16 protein-coding genes are annotated in these 16,630 nt (G+C 68.9%); 10 read left to right on the plus strand and 6 right to left on the minus strand.

Annotated elements, in window-relative coordinates; genetic code table 11:
- Positions 1 to 38: 38 nt before the first annotated feature.
- Entirely contained in the window at positions 39 to 671 is a 633-nt protein-coding gene (locus U5798_RS18610; RefSeq protein ID WP_322082826.1) for a Maf family protein, read from the plus strand.
- A 7-nt stretch (positions 672 to 678) separates the two neighbouring features.
- Positions 679 to 2,148: a ribonuclease G gene (gene rng, locus U5798_RS18615; protein ID WP_011545847.1), complete on the plus strand. Its 1,470-nt coding sequence runs from the start codon at positions 679 to 681 to the stop codon at positions 2,146 to 2,148.
- A 79-nt stretch (positions 2,149 to 2,227) separates the two neighbouring features.
- On the opposite strand, the gene U5798_RS18620 is transcribed toward rng, so the two are convergent.
- Both U5798_RS18620 and U5798_RS18625 read right to left on the minus strand, forming a co-directional pair.
- Positions 2,228 to 2,608, minus strand: a complete 381-nt coding sequence (locus U5798_RS18620) for a DUF1493 family protein (protein WP_322082827.1) — start codon at positions 2,606 to 2,608, stop codon at positions 2,228 to 2,230.
- A gap of 2 nt (positions 2,609 to 2,610) precedes the next feature.
- A complete protein-coding gene (locus U5798_RS18625) occupies positions 2,611 to 2,799 on the minus strand; it encodes a hypothetical protein (RefSeq protein ID WP_322082828.1) in 189 nt (62 codons plus the stop codon).
- A 210-nt stretch (positions 2,800 to 3,009) separates the two neighbouring features.
- Here U5798_RS18625 and U5798_RS18630 point away from each other — a divergent pair, with 210 nt between their 5' ends.
- From U5798_RS18630 to U5798_RS18650, 5 genes are all read left to right on the plus strand, one after another.
- Positions 3,010 to 3,345, plus strand: a complete 336-nt coding sequence (locus U5798_RS18630) for a YggL family protein (RefSeq protein WP_124452991.1) — start codon at positions 3,010 to 3,012, stop codon at positions 3,343 to 3,345.
- Positions 3,346 to 3,803: 458 nt separating this feature from the next.
- On the plus strand, positions 3,804 to 5,036 hold the full coding sequence (locus U5798_RS18635; protein ID WP_322082829.1) for a collagen-like triple helix repeat-containing protein: 1,233 nt from the start codon (positions 3,804 to 3,806) through the stop codon (positions 5,034 to 5,036).
- Between the two features lie 258 nt (positions 5,037 to 5,294).
- Positions 5,295 to 6,257, plus strand: coding sequence for a PRC-barrel domain-containing protein (locus tag U5798_RS18640; RefSeq protein ID WP_322082830.1), 963 nt, complete (start codon positions 5,295 to 5,297; stop codon positions 6,255 to 6,257).
- Complete coding sequence (locus U5798_RS18645) at positions 6,254 to 7,516, plus strand: MFS transporter (RefSeq protein WP_124452984.1); 1,263 nt, start codon at positions 6,254 to 6,256, stop codon at positions 7,514 to 7,516. The genes U5798_RS18640 and U5798_RS18645 overlap by 4 nt, the downstream gene beginning before the upstream one ends.
- Positions 7,517 to 7,557: 41 nt before the next feature.
- Positions 7,558 to 8,124, plus strand: coding sequence for an FUSC family protein (locus tag U5798_RS18650; protein ID WP_124452982.1), 567 nt, complete (start codon positions 7,558 to 7,560; stop codon positions 8,122 to 8,124).
- 72 nt (positions 8,125 to 8,196) lie between these two features.
- Here U5798_RS18650 and U5798_RS18655 read toward each other — a convergent pair whose 3' ends face one another.
- Complete coding sequence (locus tag U5798_RS18655; RefSeq protein WP_124452980.1) at positions 8,197 to 8,577, minus strand: RcnB family protein; 381 nt, start codon at positions 8,575 to 8,577, stop codon at positions 8,197 to 8,199.
- A gap of 92 nt (positions 8,578 to 8,669) precedes the next feature.
- Positions 8,670 to 10,421: a lipid A export permease/ATP-binding protein MsbA gene (gene msbA / locus U5798_RS18660; protein ID WP_260434915.1), complete on the minus strand. Its 1,752-nt coding sequence runs from the start codon at positions 10,419 to 10,421 to the stop codon at positions 8,670 to 8,672.
- A gap of 225 nt (positions 10,422 to 10,646) precedes the next feature.
- On the opposite strand from msbA, the gene U5798_RS18665 reads away from it, so the two are divergent.
- From U5798_RS18665 to U5798_RS18675, 3 genes are all read left to right on the plus strand, one after another.
- Entirely contained in the window at positions 10,647 to 11,399 is a 753-nt protein-coding gene (locus tag U5798_RS18665; protein WP_322082831.1) for a glycosyltransferase family 2 protein, read from the plus strand.
- A 132-nt stretch (positions 11,400 to 11,531) separates the two neighbouring features.
- Positions 11,532 to 12,374, plus strand: a complete 843-nt coding sequence (locus U5798_RS18670) for a glycosyltransferase family 2 protein (RefSeq protein WP_124452974.1) — start codon at positions 11,532 to 11,534, stop codon at positions 12,372 to 12,374.
- A gap of 133 nt (positions 12,375 to 12,507) precedes the next feature.
- A complete protein-coding gene (locus U5798_RS18675; protein ID WP_124452972.1) occupies positions 12,508 to 13,788 on the plus strand; it encodes an O-antigen ligase family protein in 1,281 nt (426 codons plus the stop codon).
- Between the two features lie 144 nt (positions 13,789 to 13,932).
- Here U5798_RS18675 and U5798_RS18680 read toward each other — a convergent pair whose 3' ends face one another.
- Together U5798_RS18680 and U5798_RS18685 are read right to left on the minus strand one after the other, a co-directional pair.
- Complete coding sequence (locus U5798_RS18680) at positions 13,933 to 15,111, minus strand: glycosyltransferase family 9 protein (protein WP_322082832.1); 1,179 nt, start codon at positions 15,109 to 15,111, stop codon at positions 13,933 to 13,935.
- Positions 15,112 to 15,274: 163 nt separating this feature from the next.
- Positions 15,275 to 16,360: a glycosyltransferase family 9 protein gene (locus U5798_RS18685; protein WP_322082878.1), complete on the minus strand. Its 1,086-nt coding sequence runs from the start codon at positions 16,358 to 16,360 to the stop codon at positions 15,275 to 15,277.
- Between the last annotated feature and the right edge of the window lie 270 nt (positions 16,361 to 16,630).

A 16,630-nucleotide genomic window follows, 5' to 3' on the forward strand; every position in this document is an offset into this window, starting at 1 on the left:
AGACGCGCGCCGCGCGCGCTCAACGAGATAACGACACCATGCCGTCCAGCACGTCCCCCGCGCTTTTCCCGATCCTTTACCTCGCTTCGCAAAGCCCGCGCCGCCAGGAGCTGCTGCAGCAGATCGGCGTACGCTTCGAACTGCTGCTGCCGCGCCCCGACGAAGACGCCGAAGCGCTCGAAGCCGAAGTGCCCGGCGAAGCCGCCGAGGCCTACGTGCGGCGCGTGACCGTCGCGAAGGCCGAAGCCGCGCGTGCGCGCCTCGTCGCGAGCGGCAAGCCGGCCGCGCCGGTGCTGGTCGCCGATACGACCGTGACGATCGACGGCGCGATCCTCGGCAAGCCGGCCGACGCGGACGACGCGCTCGCGATGCTCACGCGCCTCGCGGGCCGCGAACACGCGGTGCTGACCGCCGTCGCCGTGATCGATGCCGGCGGAGAACTGCTGCCGCCCGCGCTGTCGCGCTCGTCGGTGCGCTTCGCGCCCGCGTCGCGCGACGCCTACGCGCGCTACGTCGAAACCGGCGAGCCGTTCGGCAAGGCCGGCGCGTACGCGATCCAGGGCCGCGCGGCAGAATTCATCGAGCGAATCGACGGTTCCCATTCAGGTATCATGGGTCTGCCCCTTTTTGAGACTGCCGCGTTGCTGCGCACCGCACGCGTCGCCTTCTGAACCGCACATGAACGAAGAAATCCTGATCAACCTCACGCCGCAGGAAACGCGGGTCGCACTCGTCCAGCAAGGCGCGGTGCAGGAGCTTCACGTCGAGCGCACGCTGTCGCGCGGGCGGGTCGGCAACATCTATCTCGGCAAGGTCGTGCGCGTGCTGCCCGGCATGCAGTCGGCGTTCATCGACATCGGCCTCGAGCGTGCGGCCTTCCTGCACGTCGCCGACATCTGGCATCCGCGCCTCGCGGGCGAGCCGCAGTCGGGCGCGCCGCACCAGCCGATCGAGAAGATCGTGTTCGAGGGCCAGACGCTGATGGTCCAGGTGATCAAGGATCCGATCGGCACGAAGGGCGCGCGGCTGTCGACGCAAGTCAGTATCGCGGGCCGCACGCTCGTCTACCTGCCGCAGGAACCGCATATCGGCATCTCGCAGAAGATCGAGAGCGAGGCCGAACGCGAGGCCGTGCGCGCGCGCCTGACGGCCGTGATCCCGCCGGACGAGAAAGGCGGCTACATCGTGCGCACGATCGCCGAGGATGCAACCTCCGACGAACTGGCCGGCGACGTCACGTACCTGCGCAAGACCTGGGCGACGATCGTCGCCCAGGCGCAGCGGCTGCCGGCGACGAGCCTGCTGTACCAGGATCTCGATCTTGCGCAGCGCGTGCTGCGCGATTTCGCGAACGACGACACGACGCGCATCCAGGTCGATTCGCGCGAGACGTACCAGCGCCTGTCGGAATTCGCGGGCGAGTTCACGCCGGCCGTGAGCCCGAAGCTGCACCACTACACCGGCGAGCGGCCGTTGTTCGACCTGTACAACATCGAGACGGAGATCCAGCGCGCGCTGTCGCGCCGCGTCGACCTGAAGTCGGGCGGCTACCTGATGATCGACCAGACCGAGGCGATGACGACGATCGACGTGAACACGGGCGGCTACGTCGGCGCGCGCAACTTCGACGACACGATCTTCAAGACCAACCTCGAGGCCGCGCATACGATCGCGCGCCAGCTGCGGCTGCGCAACCTCGGCGGGATCATCATCATCGACTTCATCGACATGGAGAACGCCGAGCATCGCGACGCGGTGCTGTCCGAGCTGAAGAAGGCGCTGTCGCGCGACCGCACGCGCGTGACGGTCAACGGCTTCTCGCAGCTGGGGCTCGTCGAGATGACGCGCAAGCGCACGCGCGAATCGCTCGCGCACGTGCTGTGCGAGCCGTGCCCGACCTGCCAGGGCAAGGGCCAGGTGAAGACGTCGCGCACCGTGTGCTACGACATCCTGCGCGAGATCCTGCGCGAGTCGCGGCAGTTCAATCCGCGCGAATTCCGCGTGATCGCCGCGCAGCAGGTGATCGACCTGTTCCTCGACGAAGAGTCGCAACATCTCGCGATGCTGATCGACTTCATCGGCAAGCCGGTGTCGCTGCAGGTCGAGTCGAACCTGAGCCAGGAGCAGTACGATATCGTGCTGATGTAACGCTGCGCTCTGCTGCGGTTGCGCGATTCCTGCCCGGCATGGGAGGGAATTCGCGCAACCTGCATGCAATGGCGAACGGCTATTCCGCGCGGCCCCCTTCCCGTGCGAAACGCTCGATCGCTTCGGTATCCCATCGGCCGAGACGCATCGCTTCTTCCAGCATGCCGAGTGTAAGCGGTACACGCGGCGGCTTACGGTAACGCTCCGAAAACAGCGCGAGAAACGTCGTCACCATGTCCTGGCCCTCAGGGCCGAAGTAGCGGTCGTAAGGGAACTCAGTGACATACACACCGAACGTTTCTGCCCACTTGTCGATGAACTCGACTGCGTCGACTCCCGTCACGCCCAGATCCTCTTCGAGGCGTGAGAATGGTTCGATCCTCAGCTGACCGCCGAACAACGGTCGACCCAGCTCTTCACGTGTAAATATGGCCAGCTTTTCCCACATATCGGTCGGCACGATCAGAACACCCTGTCTTCTGGTTTGGCGACGGCGTCGTACCGGCGCACCGTGTTGACTGCGATCCAGAAAAGCAACTCCCCCGGCGTGAGATCCTCACGCCCCTCGTACGAATAGCGATTGTCCGACATACGGCCCTCGTTGTTGTTCGAATGACCGCAGACCTTAGCAAAGCGGAACACGCTCGCCATCCCTGTATCATTCGGTCAGGCGTGCAATAGGCCGCTTGACCAGGCCACACGGCGAAAGGCGCATCGCGCAATTGTTTAAGAACAGTTTCGAAAACGGTCCTGCGATACACCCGCTTTCGCCGCCAGCCTCGCCCATGCCGCATGTCGACTGGGCGCCCGCGCCATCCGCCGCGCTATCCTTTCTCACCTCTCATTCACTCATCACACACCATGAGCCAAGGCCACAACCGCCGCCAGCGCAAGAAACTCCACATCGGCGAATTCCAGGAACTCGCGTTCAACGCCACCGCGCATTACCGCAACGAAATGACCGACCTCGCGCGCGGCGAGCTGATCGACGCGTTCATCGACTTCGTCGAAGCGAACGGGCTGATGACCGTCGCGTCCGCGGACGAAGGCATCGGCGCGTATGTGATCTCCGGCGCGCCGCGCGGCACGACGACCGACGCCGATCGCGAACTCGTGCGCGGATGGCTCGCCGCCCGCCCGGAACTGACGGACGTCAAGGTCAGCGAGTTCACCGACGCGTGGTATCCGGACGCCTGATTTCCCCCCCCTTCACCCTGCTTCACGCAGCGCTCGCGCCTGCCCGCCATGACGGCGGGCCAGGCCGGTGCGGCACCACTCCCGCCTTCGCCCCCCGCCTCTCCGGCACCGATTCACACGATTCGCATCGCGTCGACCGTGATTACCCCGATTTCCGCATTGAATCGGACGCTTACTTCAATTTAACGATCATTAAAAGACGCCTCGCATCGGCGGACCTACTCTGATTGCCAGGAATCCGGTGTTTTCCGGCGCGATCGGCAAGCAATACGAAAGAATGTGAATCGCTCGCCCGACAGGCGCTCCGGATTCCGGTACGGGCGAAATGCGACACGGCGACGGGCAATCAGGGAGACAACCGACAACGCGCCAGCCGCTTCCCGTTCGCAGCGACGACACGTCGGCGCACGCGACGGCCGCCTGACCCATTCCATCAAGCGAGACAAGACGAGGACGACATGACGACGCCGACCATCCATCAAGCAGGACTCCGAATGATCATGATCGCGGCGGGCGCCGCGGCGCTGATGTCGCTGTCCGCCTGCGGCGGCTCCGGCTCGCTGAGCCAGGGCACCGGCGGCAGCGGCTCGGGTTCGGGCGACACGACCGCGACGACCGGCGGCACGGGCGCCGGCAACGGAAGCGGCAGCGGCAGCACGTCGGGCAGCAGCTCGACCGCGGGCGGCACGGGGAGCGGCACTGGCAGCACGTCCGGCACCAGCAAGTCGGCCAATGCGCTCGGCCAGACGATCGATGCGTCGAGCAACGTCGTGACGGCCGCGGGCGGCACCGTATCGGGCGTCGGCACGGTGATCGCGGGCCAGTCGCTGCCCGGCACGAACGCGGCGACCACGCAAGGGCTCGGCACCGTCGTGCAGGATGCCGGCGCGGCCGTCACGACGCTCGGCACCGGCATCGGATCGGGGCTCGGCCAGCTCGGCGCATCGTCGAATCCTGTCGGCACGACGGTCGCGAGCACGGGCGGCGTGGTCACGAATCTCGGCAACGCGGTCGCGGCGACTGGCGGTGTCGTGTCGAGCCTCGGCGCCAGCGGCTCGGCACTGGCCCCGCTCGCCCCCATCACGTCGCCCGTCGGCGGCGCGATCACGACGCTCGGCAATACGATCGCGGGCGGCGGCGCAACGCTCGGCACGCAGCTGTCGACCGGCCCCGTCGCGCAGGTCACGGGCGCCGCCAGTTCGGCGATCACGCCGATCACGACGACGGTCGGGTCGGTCACGCAGACCGTCGCGGCGAGCACGCCGCTCGGCGCGCCGCTCACGAACCTCGTGACGACAGTCGGCAACGGAGTCGCGAACGCCGGCACGACGATCGCGAAGACCGGCGGCAATCCGGTCACGACCGGCATCGGCAACGTGGTGACGGCAACCGGCAACACGGTGGCCACGGCCGGCACGGCGCTGCTCGGCGGCGGCGCTGCCGCGGCGAATCCGCTCGCGCCGGTCACGGGGCTCCTGTCGACCGGCGCACTCGGCGGCGCGACGGGCGGCAGCAACCCGGCCGGCGCGCTCACGACGGCGGTCGGCACCGTGACGGGCGCCGTGTCGGGCGCGGCCGGCGGCTCGCCCGTCGCGGGATTGACGGGCGGCACCGGTACCGGTGCGCTCTCGAAGACGGTGGGCGGCGTGCTCGCCCCGGTCACGACGACGCTCGGCTCGCTGGTCAAATAAGCCGCTCGAAGACGCGGCGCCCGCATCGTCACCGACGATCGGGCGCCGCGGCTGCAACCCTCCCCGGGGCGCATCCGGCCGCGCCCGCCCCCTCCGATCCCTACCTTTTCCCCACAGTCCGCCTGCAACCGGCCATCGAAATCGGTCCGGAAAGCAAGACACGTTAAACTCTCACCTCGCGTGGTGCGCCGCCCGCACCCGCCATCCATCGCCAGCCGCGTGCCCTCGGGCCGCCCCCGACCCATGGAGTGAGTGTCAATGAGCGGCGGACTCCCGTTTCCCGCATCCCGCAAGTCGTTGCCGTCCTCGACGGTCTTCCTGATTCTCGCCGCCGTCGCGTTGCTGTCCGGCTGCGGGCTGCTGCCGGTCCAGAACCCGCCCGCGCCGATCAGCGAGGCGCTCGTCGAGCCTGTCGAGGAAACCGCCGGCGAGCCGCTGACGATGCCGCCCGTGCCGGCGCCGACGCAACCGGAGGCGCCGGAAGCGCCGAAGAAGCCGCACCGCGAAGTGACGCGGCCGAAACCTGTGCAGCACCCCGAAACACCGACGCCTGCGCCGCCTCCGCCCCCGCCGATCGTCGCGACGCGCCCGCTCGACCGCACCCAGATCCATGCGCTGCTCGACAGCGAAGTCGCGCGCCGCAACGGCAAGGTGATCGGCCGCGCGGTCGACATGGTGACCGATGCGAGCGGCAAGCCGCGCGAGATGATCGTCAACCTGCAGGGTTTCATGGGCGTCGGCGACCGCAAGGTCATCTTCCCGTGGAACGTGTTCCGCTTCACGCCGGGCGGCAAACAGGAGCCGATCGTGCTCGACGTGCCGTCGGGCGACCTGCCGCCGGCCGCGCGGCCGAAGGCCGTGCCGCTGTCGGGTTCGGCCGCGGCCTCGCCCGCGACGCGGCTGCCGATGCTCGACAGCGATGTCGAGCGCCCGAACGGCACGAAGATCGGCCGCATCGTCGACGTGCTGATCGACCGCGCCGCGCAGCCGCAGGCCGTCGTGCTCGACCTCGGCGGCCTCGTCAATACCGACCGCCGTTCGATCGCCGCGAGCTGGGGCGCACTGCGCTTCGTCACGCGCGACAAGGCGCTGCACCCGCAGCTGGACCTGAACGACGCGCAGATCAAGGCATCGCCGCCCTACGCGGCCGACAAGCCGATCGTCGCGGTCTTCCCGCCCGTTGCCCCGGCCCCGGCTTCATCTGCGAGTGCCACCCGATGACGATCAAGCATTCCGTCAGCGTTCGCAGCCTGCGGTCCCTCGACTGGCTCAACTTCTTCGTTGCAAACGTGCAGACCGGGTTCGGCCCGTTCATCGCGTCCTACCTCGCGTCGCACAAGTGGACGCAGGGTGAAATCGGCATGGTGCTGTCGATCGGCACGATCAGCGCGATGGTCAGCCAGGTGCCGGGCGGCGCGGCCGTCGACGCGCTGAAGAACAAGAAAGGCGCGGCCGCCTGGGCGATCGCGGCCATCATCCTGTCCGCGGTGCTGCTCGCGTCGAGCCCGACGATCGTGCCGGTGATCGCCGCCGAGGTGTTCCACGGCTTCGCGAGCTGCATGCTCGTGCCGGCGATGGCCGCCATCTCGTTCTCGCTGGTCGGCCGCGCCGACCTCGGCGACCGGCTCGGCCGCAATGCGCGCTGGGCCTCGATCGGCAGCGCGGTCGCGGCGGGCCTGATGGGGCTCACCGGCGAATACTTCTCCGCGCGCGCGGTGTTCTGGCTGACCGCCGTGCTGGCGCTGCCCGCACTGTTCGCGCTCGCGATGATCCAGCCGACCCACGAAGTGATCCCGCAGTCGTCGAGGCCCGACGATCACCACGACGAAGCCGGCGAACGCGAGACGCTGCTCGAGCTGCTGCGCGACCGCCGGATGCTGATCTTCGCGGCGTGCGTCGTGCTGTTCCACCTGTCGAACGCGGCGATGCTGAACCTCGCGGCCGGCGAAGTCACGGCCGGGATGGGCGAAAACGTGCAGCTCGTGATCGCCGCGTGCATCATCGTGCCGCAGGCGATCGTCGCGATGCTGTCGCCGTGGGTCGGCCGCTCCGCGCAACGCTGGGGGCGCCGGCCGATCCTGCTGCTCGGTTTCTCCGCGCTGCCGGTGCGCGCGCTGCTGTTCGCCGGCGTGAGCAGCCCGTACCTGCTCGTGCCGGTACAGATGCTCGACGGCATCAGCGCGGCCGTGTTCGGCGTGATGCTGCCGCTGATCGCGGCCGACGTCGCGGGCGGCAAGGGCCGCTACAACCTGTGCATCGGGCTGTTCGGGCTCGCGGCCGGGATCGGCGCGACGCTCAGCACGGCCGCCGCCGGCTATGTCGCCGATCACTTCGGCAACGCGGTCAGCTTCTTCGGGCTCGCGGGCGCCGGCGCGCTCGCGGTGCTGCTGGTCTGGCTCGTGATGCCCGAAACACGCGTCGAGAACGGCGACACGGCGGCCGACGAACCGGCTGCCGCATCGCCCGAACAGGCGCACTGAACGCGGCGCGCCGCCGTTACCCGCTTCTTGGCCGACTCACGATGGATACGATCAGGACACTCAACGAAGCCCGCCAGCAGATCCAGCAGTCGATCTTCGATCTGTTCAAGGGGCTGTCATTCAGCGAACGGCTCGCGCAAGGCGGGCTGATGGCGCTCCAGGCCGTCTGCAGCGCGTGCCTCGCGTATGCGATCGGCCGTGCGATGCACACCGAGCAGGCCGTGTGGGCGGCGATCACCGCGATCGCCGTCACGCAGCACAACTACTCGGACACGATGTCGCTGTCGCGCGACCAGTTCGTCGGCGCGATGGTCGGCGGCGTGCTCGGCTTCGCGGGCGCGGCGGTCGGCGGCGATCGCCTCGTCACGTATGCGATCACGGTCGCGGTCGTGATCGTCTGCTGCTGGTGCCTGAACGTCGGCAGCGCGGCACGGCTCGGCGGCGTGACCGCGACGATCGTGCTGCTGTTTCCGGGCAACGGCCCGCTGTGGGATGTGCCGCTGATGCGGCTCGGCGAGGTGACGCTCGGCACCGTGTGTGCGCTGGGCGTGTGCTGGGTGATGTCGAGGATCGAGCGGCGCTGGTTCCGCCACGCGCAAGCGAAGTGACGCGGCGGGCCGGCTGCCCGGCGCGCATCGCGGCATCGCGGCATCGCGATACGTGCCGGGCGATCGGCAAGGTCAGTCGCCGATTCGCAGCACGATGCCGGAACCGATCTGCACCAGCAGGTGATCCCCGCCGACGCCGACCCATTGATAGCCGCGCGGCGGCGGGCTCAGGCGATAGCCGCGCCAGTCGTCGATCACGTATTGACGATCGCGGAACTCGGGGGGAAGCCGGTCGCCCTTGTGCCACTCGCGGCGCGGCTGGTCGGCCCAGCGCTGCGGCACGTCGTCCTCATGACGCATCTGGCCGGGCGGCATGTGTTTCGGGCCGTGGCCACGCTGCATGCCGTGGCCGCCGTGGTCGTCGTGGTTGTCGTGGTCCTGCGCCATCGCGGCCGGCGCGGCGAAACCGGCCGCGATCACCGCGGCCAGCACCATCCCGTGCATCTTGTTCATCGTGCTTTCCCTCCGTGTTGTCACGTCGAACGAACACTCGAACTGCCCGATGGAGACTAGCACACGGCACTGCGCTGGCGCATGACCGCGCGTCAAGCCGCCTGCTGCTGGTACTGGATCCGGTGCAGGTGCGCGTAGAGGCCGCCGTGGCGCAGCAGTTCATCGTGGCTGCCCTCCTCGACGATCTTGCCGGCCTCGAGCACGAGGATGCGGTCCGCGCGCTCGATCGTCGACAGCCGGTGCGCGATCACGAGCGTCGTGCGGCCTTCCATCAGCCGTTCGAGCGCCGCCTGCACGTGGCGCTCCGATTCCGAATCGAGTGCCGACGTCGCTTCGTCGAGGATCAGGATCGGCGCGTCCTTGTAGATCGCGCGCGCGATCGCGAGCCGCTGGCGCTGGCCGCCGGACAATCGCATCCCGTTGCCGCCGACGAGCGTGTCGAGCCCGTCGGGCATCGCGGCGACTGCATCGGCGAGATTGGCGGCCTCGAGCGCGGCCTGCACGCGCGCGCGGTCGGGCGTCTGCCCGTACGCGACGTTCGCCGCGATCGTGTCGTTGAACAGCACGACGTCCTGGCTGACCATCGCCATCTGGCTGCGCAGCGCATGAAGGTCGTAGTCGGAAACCGGCACGCCGTCGACCAGGATCGCACCGTCGGTCGGGTCGAAGAAGCGCGGCAGCAGGTTCACGAGCGTCGTCTTGCCGCTGCCGGACGGGCCGGCCAGCGCGATCATTTCACCCGGCGCGACCTTGAACGAGATGCGGTCGAGCGTCGGCCGCTCGGCCGCGCCATAGTCGAACGACACGTTGCGGAATTCGATCTCGCCGCGCGCGTGCGGCAGCGGCCGGCCGCCGCCTTGCGGTTCGGCCGGCTCGTCGATCAGCCCGAAGATCAGCTCGGCGGCCGTCATCCCGCGCTGCAGCGGCTGGTTGACGTCGATCAGGTGCTTGAGCGGCGAGATCACCAGCAGCATCGACGTGACGAACGCGACGAAGCCGCCGACCGTCGTCTGGTCGTTCGACGACTGCACGACCGCGATCGTGATCACGACCGCGAGCGCGATCGACGCGAGGAACTGCGTGAGCGGCTGCGCGAGGCCGCCCGAGATCGTCATGCGCATCGCGTAGCCGCGCAGGCGCTTGCTCATCGTCGTGAAGCGGTCCATCTCGTACGCTTCGCCGTTGTGCACCTTGACGACCTTGTAGCCGCCGACCGTCTCCTCGACGATGTACGACAGCTCGTTGGTGAGCGTCTGGTGCTCGCGGTTCAGGCGCCGCAGGCGGCGGTTGATCTTGCTGACGAGCCAGCCGATGCCGGGCAGGATCACCGCGACGATCAGCGTGAGCCGCCAGTTCAGGTAGAACAGGTAGCCGAGCAGGAAGATCACGGTCAGCGAGTCGCGCACGAGCGTCACCATCACGCCGGTCAGCACCGACAGGATCTGGTTGACCTCGAACACGATCGCGTTGATCACCGTGCTCGCGGTTTCGCGCTGGAAGAACGATGCGCCGGTGTGGAGCATCCGCTGGAACATCTCGAGCCGCAGTTGCAGCAGGATGCGGTTCGATACGTAGTTGAGCAGGTAGTTCGACGTGTACTGCGACACGCCGCGCACGAGCGCGAGGCCGATCACCGCGATCGGCACGTACCATTTCGCGCTGTCGCTGCCGTGCGAGCCGAAGCCGTGGTCGAGCAGCGGCTTGAGCAGCGCCGGGATACCGGCTTCGGTGGCCGCGACGACGCCCATCGTCATCACGGCGAGCACCACGATGCCGATCAGCGGCCGGATGTACGGCCACAGGCGCTTGAGGACCGTGACCGGCGAGGTGCCGGTGCCGTCCATCGGTTTGCGAAGTGTGTTCTGGGTTTCCAAGGCAATCCTTCTTGAGCCGCGATGCGGCGCCCGGCGCGTGGCCGCCCGGGAGTTCGCCCCCGTCGGGCGGATGCCTAAAAGGGCCCAACATTATAGCCGCACCGCCCCCGCCGGCACGGGCATGGCCGATGCGGCCGGCGGCCGGGCCGCGGGTATACTGCCGCTCACCGTTTTCTCCGCCTTTCCGACGATTTCATGGCTGAATCCTCCCTCGGCGTCGCCCTCATCGCCCTCAACGCGTCCGCCCGGCTCGCGCAGTGCCTCGATGCGCTGTCGTTCGCCGACGATGTCGTCGTCATCGACGGCGGCAGCACCGACGATACCGTCGCGATCGCGCAGGCGCACGGCGCGCGCGTGATCGTCGAGCGCGACTGGCCGGGCTTCGGCCCGCAGAAGAACCGCGCGCTCGACGCGCTCGGCACCGACTGGATCCTGTCGCTCGATACCGACGAAGTCGTCACCGCGGAGCTCGCGCAGTCGATCCGCGACACGATCCGCACGCCGGCCGCGCAGGTCTATGCGGTCGACCGGCTGTCGAGCTTCTGCGGCCAGTGGATCCATCACAGCGGCTGGTATCCGGACTGGGTGCCGCGCCTGTTCCGGCGCGGCGCCGCGCGGTTCTCGGACGACCTCGTGCATGAGCGCCTCGTGTTCGACGGCGCCGCGCAGCGCCTGGCCGGCAAGCTGATGCACTATTCGTACGAGGACTTCGAAACCGTCGTGCGCAAGCTCGACGCGTATTCGACGGCCGGCGCGCGCCAGCGCCGCGCGGCCGGCCAGCGCGGCGGCTTCGGCAAGGCGGTCGCACGCGGCGCATGGGCGTTCGTGCGGACCTACGTGCTGCGGCGCGGGTTCCTCGACGGCCGCGCCGGCTTCATGATCGCCGTGTTCAACGCGGAAACCGTGTATTACCGCTTCCTGAAACTCGGCCACGAAGCCGCGCGCTGAGCCGCCCGCCCCGCGCACCGCCGGCGCGCGCGCGGCCCGGCGTTACAATGCCGGGCTGCCCGCGCCGCGCGAGCCCGCCCGAGAGGCGCCGCCGCGCGCCGCCCGCCACGACGACCACCGACTCCGACCGCCATGTTCTCCATCATCATTCCGACCTGGAACAACCTGCCGTACCTCAAGCTCGTCGTCGACAGCCTGCGCCGCCATTCCGCCCATGACCACCAGGTCATCGTGCACGTGAACGACGGCTCGGACGGCACGCTCGACTGGGTACGCAGCGAAGGCATCGAGCACACCGCGTCGCCGGCCAACATCGGCATCTGCCATGCAGTGAACTGGGCCGCCGCGCGTGCGACGCGCGACTACGTCGTCTACATGAACGACGACATGTACTGCTGCCCAGGCTGGGACGCGGCGCTCGTGCGCCGCATCGAACAGATGCCGACCGACCTCTTCATGCTGTCGGGCACGATGGTCGAGCCGGTCGACACGCGCAACCCGTGCGTCGTCGTCAGCAATTTCGGCCGCGACGCCGAGCAGTTCGACGCGGCGGGCCTCGTCGCGGCGACGCCGAAGCTCGCACGCGCGGACTGGCTCGGATCGACCTGGCCGCCGACGCTCGTGCACCGCGACTGGTGGAACCGCATCGGCGGCTACAGCAGCGAGCTGTCGCCCGGCATGAGCAGCGACAACGACTTCTCGATGAAATTCTGGGACGCCGGCTGCCGGATCTTCCTCGGCGTCGGCGACAGCCTCGTCTACCACTTCCAGCAGAAGAGCACGGGCAAGATCGTCAAGAACGACGGTCGCCGCCAGTTTCTCAACAAATGGGGCATGACCCAGGCGACGTTCGACCGCTACTACCTGCATCGCGGCGAGCCGGCCGGCCCGCAAATCGCACTCGCGACGCCGGCCGTGGAAGGCCGCCTGAAGCGCGCGCTGCTGCGCTCGCGGATCAAGCGCGCCTTCAGCTGATCGAGCCCCGAAAACGACACAGAAACCTGTCCTGCTTCGCGTATACTGCGCCGTTCGTCCCGGATCTCCCGCCGGGATGCGCGGCGCGCCGCACGATGCCGGCAAGCCGCATTCGTCCATTCGACAGGTTCCGATGCTTTCGTTTTCCGCTCCCGCCTCGCGGCGCCTGACCGCCGCCCGTGCATTCGCCGTCGCCGCGCTCTGCATGGTGCCCGTCTCGACCGCGCTGACCAACGTGTTCTGCGGGCTGTTCGCCGCCGCGCTCGTGATCTCCCCCGAATTCTGGCGCGACCTGCGCTCGCTCGTCACCGATCAGGCGTCGCTCGCCGCGCTGCTGATCCTCGCGGCGCTCGCCGTCAGCATCACGTACACGGTCGCGCCGCACGGCAAGGCGTGGAGCTGGGTCGCCAAGTACGACAAGCTGCTGTTGCTGCCGTTTGCCGTGCTCGCGTTCCGTCATTCGAACTGGGCGCCGATCGTGCAGCGCTGCTGGTTCGGCACGCTGTGCGTGATCCTGCTGCTGTCGACGACCAACTATCTCGGGCTGACCGCGATCGGGCCCGCGCACGCGTCCGATCTGCCGTTGTCGCGCGCGTGGGTGTTCAAGAACCATATCGCCGCCGGCATGTTCGGCGCGCTGCTGTTCTACCAGGCCGCCGATCTCGCGCTGGCGGCCCGCACGGCGCTGTCGCGCGTCGCGTACGCGGGCATCGCCGCGTGGTCGCTCGTCAACGTGTTCGTGATGTTGCAAGGACGCACGGGGCAGGTCATCGCGCTGCTGCTGATCCTCGTCGTCGCCGTGCGTTTCGTGCTGCTGCTGCGCCGGCAGTCGGCGCTGCGCGCCGGGCTTGCCGCCGGCGTATTCGCACTCGCCGGCGTCGCACTCGTGGTCGCCGCGTGCACGGTTCACAACGGCCGGCTCGTGAAGGTCGTGACGGAAGTGCAGCAGTACCGGCAAAGCGATGCGGCCACGTCCACGGGCCTGCGTCTCGAGTGGTACAAGAAGGGGCTCGAACTGTATCGCCAGCGCCCCGTGATCGGCTACGGCGCGGGCGGCCTCGAAACCGAATTCGAGCGGCTCACGGCCGGCAAGACGGCAGCCGAAGGGCAGCTCACGTCGAACCCGCACAACGAATACCTGCTGATGGCCGTCCAGCTCGGCACGGTCGGCCTGCTGCTGTTCATCAACCTGATCGTGCAGATCGCGCGCGGCAGCCGTGCGCTCGATCCGCGCTCACGGCACCTGCTGCTCGGGTGGCTCGCGATCTTCGCGATCGGCAGTCTCGCGAACTCGCTGCTGCTCGATTTCGCCGAAGGGCACCTGATCGTGCTGCTGGCCGGCATCCTGCTCGGTTGCGGCGAACGCGGCGAAGCGCTGCCGCGCGAAACGTCGGCGATCCGGCGCAGCGCGTAACGCACCACGACACGGGTTCCGCTGTCGGCCGGCTCCGGCAGCGACGCCAGCCCGGCGTCGACGCGAGCGGGCAGCGTGCCGTCGGCGCTGCTCGTCGCGGCCCTGCTCCCCTTCGAATTCAGGAAAACGCGCGTCCCCCGCGCGTCAGTCGGACCGGGCGCGATGCAGTCGCGACGTGTCGACGACGGCATCCGCCGCACCGGGCGGATTCAGCCCGAGCATGTCGGCCGCCGCGGCCTTCACGCGCTGCGCGCCGAGATTGGCGAGGCAGTCGCTGCGACTGTCGACCTTGCGCTCGCAGCCTTCGTGCCGGCACGGCACGCAATCGCCCTCCCCCTGCAGCAGCCACACGTTCCCGTGCCGCCCCGAGCCGCGCAACGGCCAGGGGTTCTCGGTCGCGGGCCAGTGCTGCGGCCACGGCCCCCAGCGCACGGGGTCGGACGGGCCGAACAGCGCGATCGTGTCGGTGCCCGTCGCGGCCGCGACGTGCGTCGCGCCGGTGTCGGGCCCGATGAAGAGCCGCGCGCGCCGCACGAGTTCCGCGCTCTCGCCGAACGTCAGCCGGCCGACCAGGTTCAGCACGTCGCCGCCCGCTTCGGCCGCGACCTGCTCCGCATACTCGCGCTCGCTGTCGGCCGGGCCGCCCGACAGCGCGACCGCGAAGCCGTGCTCGCGCAGCCAGCCGATCATCTCGACCCAGCCGTCGAGCCGCCATTGCTTGTAGCGGAACATCGGATACGGATGCAGGACGACCAGCGGCTTGCCGTCGCGGATCGCCGGCGACTCGGCGAGCCACGCGTCGAAGCGCGCGCGCCGCGCGGGATCGTCGCCGATACCGGGCGCAACGACCTCGGACACCGGCTCGATGCCGATCACCGGGGCAAGTGCGAGCGTGCTGACGACCGTATGCGCGGACTCGTGATGATTGATCGCGATCCCGTTCAGCATCATTCGCGTGAGCCACGTGACGCGATCCGGATCGACGAGACCGACCCGCTTGCGGCCGGCGAACCAGCTGTAGAAACGCGGCCGGTCGGAACTCAGCGCCGCGCACGCGAGATCGTAGCGGCGCCACATCGACAACGCGTCGCGCAGCCGTTCGCGGAATCCCGCACGTTGCGCGACGACGATCACGCGGCGCACGTCGGGATTGTGCTCGAGCACGCCCTCGGTGCCGCGAAACACCAGCATGTCGATCTGCGCCTCCGGCCAGCGGGCCTTCAGCGAACGCACGAGCGGCGTCGTCAGCAGCACGTCGCCGATCCGGCGCGGTGCGGCAACGAGAATGGTTCTGGGCGGGCGGGCAGAGGAAAACAGGGCCACGGCGATCTGTCTGGCTGGCTGAACAAGGCTGGCAATGTACAGGATTTTGCCGCAGCCGGCGCGGCGTGGCGCGCCGGCCGTGCACGCTGCGTCGAAACGGCCACGCTGCAGCGCGCCGGCAGGCTGCGCCGACGCCCGTGCCGTGCGGGTGCGGGTGCGGGTGCTACGAGGCGATCGTCATGACCGCAGGCGCGGCGGCAGCCGGCTGCACATGCCCCGCAGCAGCAGCCGGCTCGTCGCGATGACCGGCCTGCGGCAGCAGATGGCGCACCGCCCGTTCGACCGCGTCGACGTCGATCGCGTCGACGGTCGCACCGGCGCGCAGGATCACGTGAGGCACGCCGAGCGGGTGCCAGCGGAGGTATTTCTCGGGACGGTCCTCGAACAGCGCGGCGACCGGCACGCCGAGCGCCGACGCGAGATGCACGGGCGCGCTGTCGGCCGACACGATCACGTCGAGCAGGCTCGCGGCAGCCACCAGCTCGGCAACCGACGACGGCGCCACCTGCCGCGCATCCACGTCGCGCCACGTATCGACCTCGGCACACTTGCCGATCGCCGGATCGCGAAACACGATCACGTCGGCGAACGGCGCGAGCCGCACGCCGAGGTCGCGCCAGCGGTCCGCGGGCCAGCGGCGCTCGACCGCCTTGTTCGACACGAACAGCCCGACACGCGGCTTCGTGCGCGCGCCGAGCAGCCGATGCCATGTATCCTGCAGCGCAGGGTCGGGGTGAACCGACAGTTCGAGGCGGTCGAGATCCGCACGGCCGAGTTCGGGCACGAGCCGGAAACCCGACAGCGCCTCGTGACACATCTGCCGCTGCGCGACATGCTCGGGCTTGCGATCGTCGAATTCGGTGTCGGCATCGTGCCAGCGGCAGTCCTTCGCGCGAAGCTGGCGCGCGAACTGCATGCTGCTGCGATGCATGCCGCCGTTCGGCACGACCACGAGGTCGAACCGCAAGCGGCGCAGGCGGCGCACGAGCCGCAGCCGGTCGAAGAATGCGCGCATCCGCCCGGGACGGTCGTTGCGCTCGCACTGTCGGCTGTAGACGTATGTATGGATCGCATGCACGTCCGGGTTGCCGGCCAGCGCGGCCGCGTTGTAGCGGTTCGCGACCACATGGAGCTCCGCGCCGGGCCAACGCTCCTTCAGCGCGCCGAGAAACGCCGTCGTGCACAGCATGTCGCCGAGAAAATCAATCCGGATCACGAGGATCCGCTGCGTCGGGTTCCCATTGGCCATGGTCATATGGAGACAGTCGGTTTTTTTATCGTCGCGACGGGCCGTTTCACGGCGTCCTGATCCGGGGCGGTCGTATCGCACATCACATGGATCCGCCCCCGTTTATGCACACCATGGCAGCGCCGTGCGTCGCGCGAACCCGCGGCGGGCGCCGCGCATGTGCAGCTAGCGCCGGATTGTATAGCGTCCGGATGACCAGCCCAAGGCCCGATTACCCTCAGACGTAAAAACGGCCCGCCGCACCGCTCGATGGCGATGCGACGGGCCGCC

This window comes from Burkholderia sp. BCC1972, assembly GCF_905339605.1.
GTDB lineage: Bacteria > Pseudomonadota > Gammaproteobacteria > Burkholderiales > Burkholderiaceae > Burkholderia.

Bases quoted from the DNA above. Each gene is read 5' to 3' on its own strand.
- U5798_RS18610 (WP_322082826.1), top strand. From the start codon at position 39: ATGCCGTCCAGCACGTCCCCCGCGCTTTTCCCGATCCTTTACCTCGCT.
- rng (WP_011545847.1), top strand. From the start codon at position 679: ATGAACGAAGAAATCCTGATCAACCTCACGCCGCAGGAAACGCGGGTC.
- U5798_RS18625 (WP_322082828.1), bottom strand. From the start codon at position 2,799: ATGGCGAGCGTGTTCCGCTTTGCTAAGGTCTGCGGTCATTCGAACAAC.
- U5798_RS18630 (WP_124452991.1), top strand. From the start codon at position 3,010: ATGAGCCAAGGCCACAACCGCCGCCAGCGCAAGAAACTCCACATCGGC.
- U5798_RS18635 (WP_322082829.1), top strand. From the start codon at position 3,804: ATGACGACGCCGACCATCCATCAAGCAGGACTCCGAATGATCATGATC.
- U5798_RS18640 (WP_322082830.1), top strand. From the start codon at position 5,295: ATGAGCGGCGGACTCCCGTTTCCCGCATCCCGCAAGTCGTTGCCGTCC.
- U5798_RS18645 (WP_124452984.1), top strand. From the start codon at position 6,254: ATGACGATCAAGCATTCCGTCAGCGTTCGCAGCCTGCGGTCCCTCGAC.
- U5798_RS18650 (WP_124452982.1), top strand. From the start codon at position 7,558: ATGGATACGATCAGGACACTCAACGAAGCCCGCCAGCAGATCCAGCAG.
- U5798_RS18655 (WP_124452980.1), bottom strand. From the start codon at position 8,577: ATGAACAAGATGCACGGGATGGTGCTGGCCGCGGTGATCGCGGCCGGT.
- msbA (WP_260434915.1), bottom strand. From the start codon at position 10,421: ATGGACGGCACCGGCACCTCGCCGGTCACGGTCCTCAAGCGCCTGTGG.
- U5798_RS18665 (WP_322082831.1), top strand. From the start codon at position 10,647: ATGGCTGAATCCTCCCTCGGCGTCGCCCTCATCGCCCTCAACGCGTCC.
- U5798_RS18670 (WP_124452974.1), top strand. From the start codon at position 11,532: ATGTTCTCCATCATCATTCCGACCTGGAACAACCTGCCGTACCTCAAG.
- U5798_RS18675 (WP_124452972.1), top strand. From the start codon at position 12,508: ATGCTTTCGTTTTCCGCTCCCGCCTCGCGGCGCCTGACCGCCGCCCGT.
- U5798_RS18685 (WP_322082878.1), bottom strand. From the start codon at position 16,360: ATGGCCAATGGGAACCCGACGCAGCGGATCCTCGTGATCCGGATTGAT.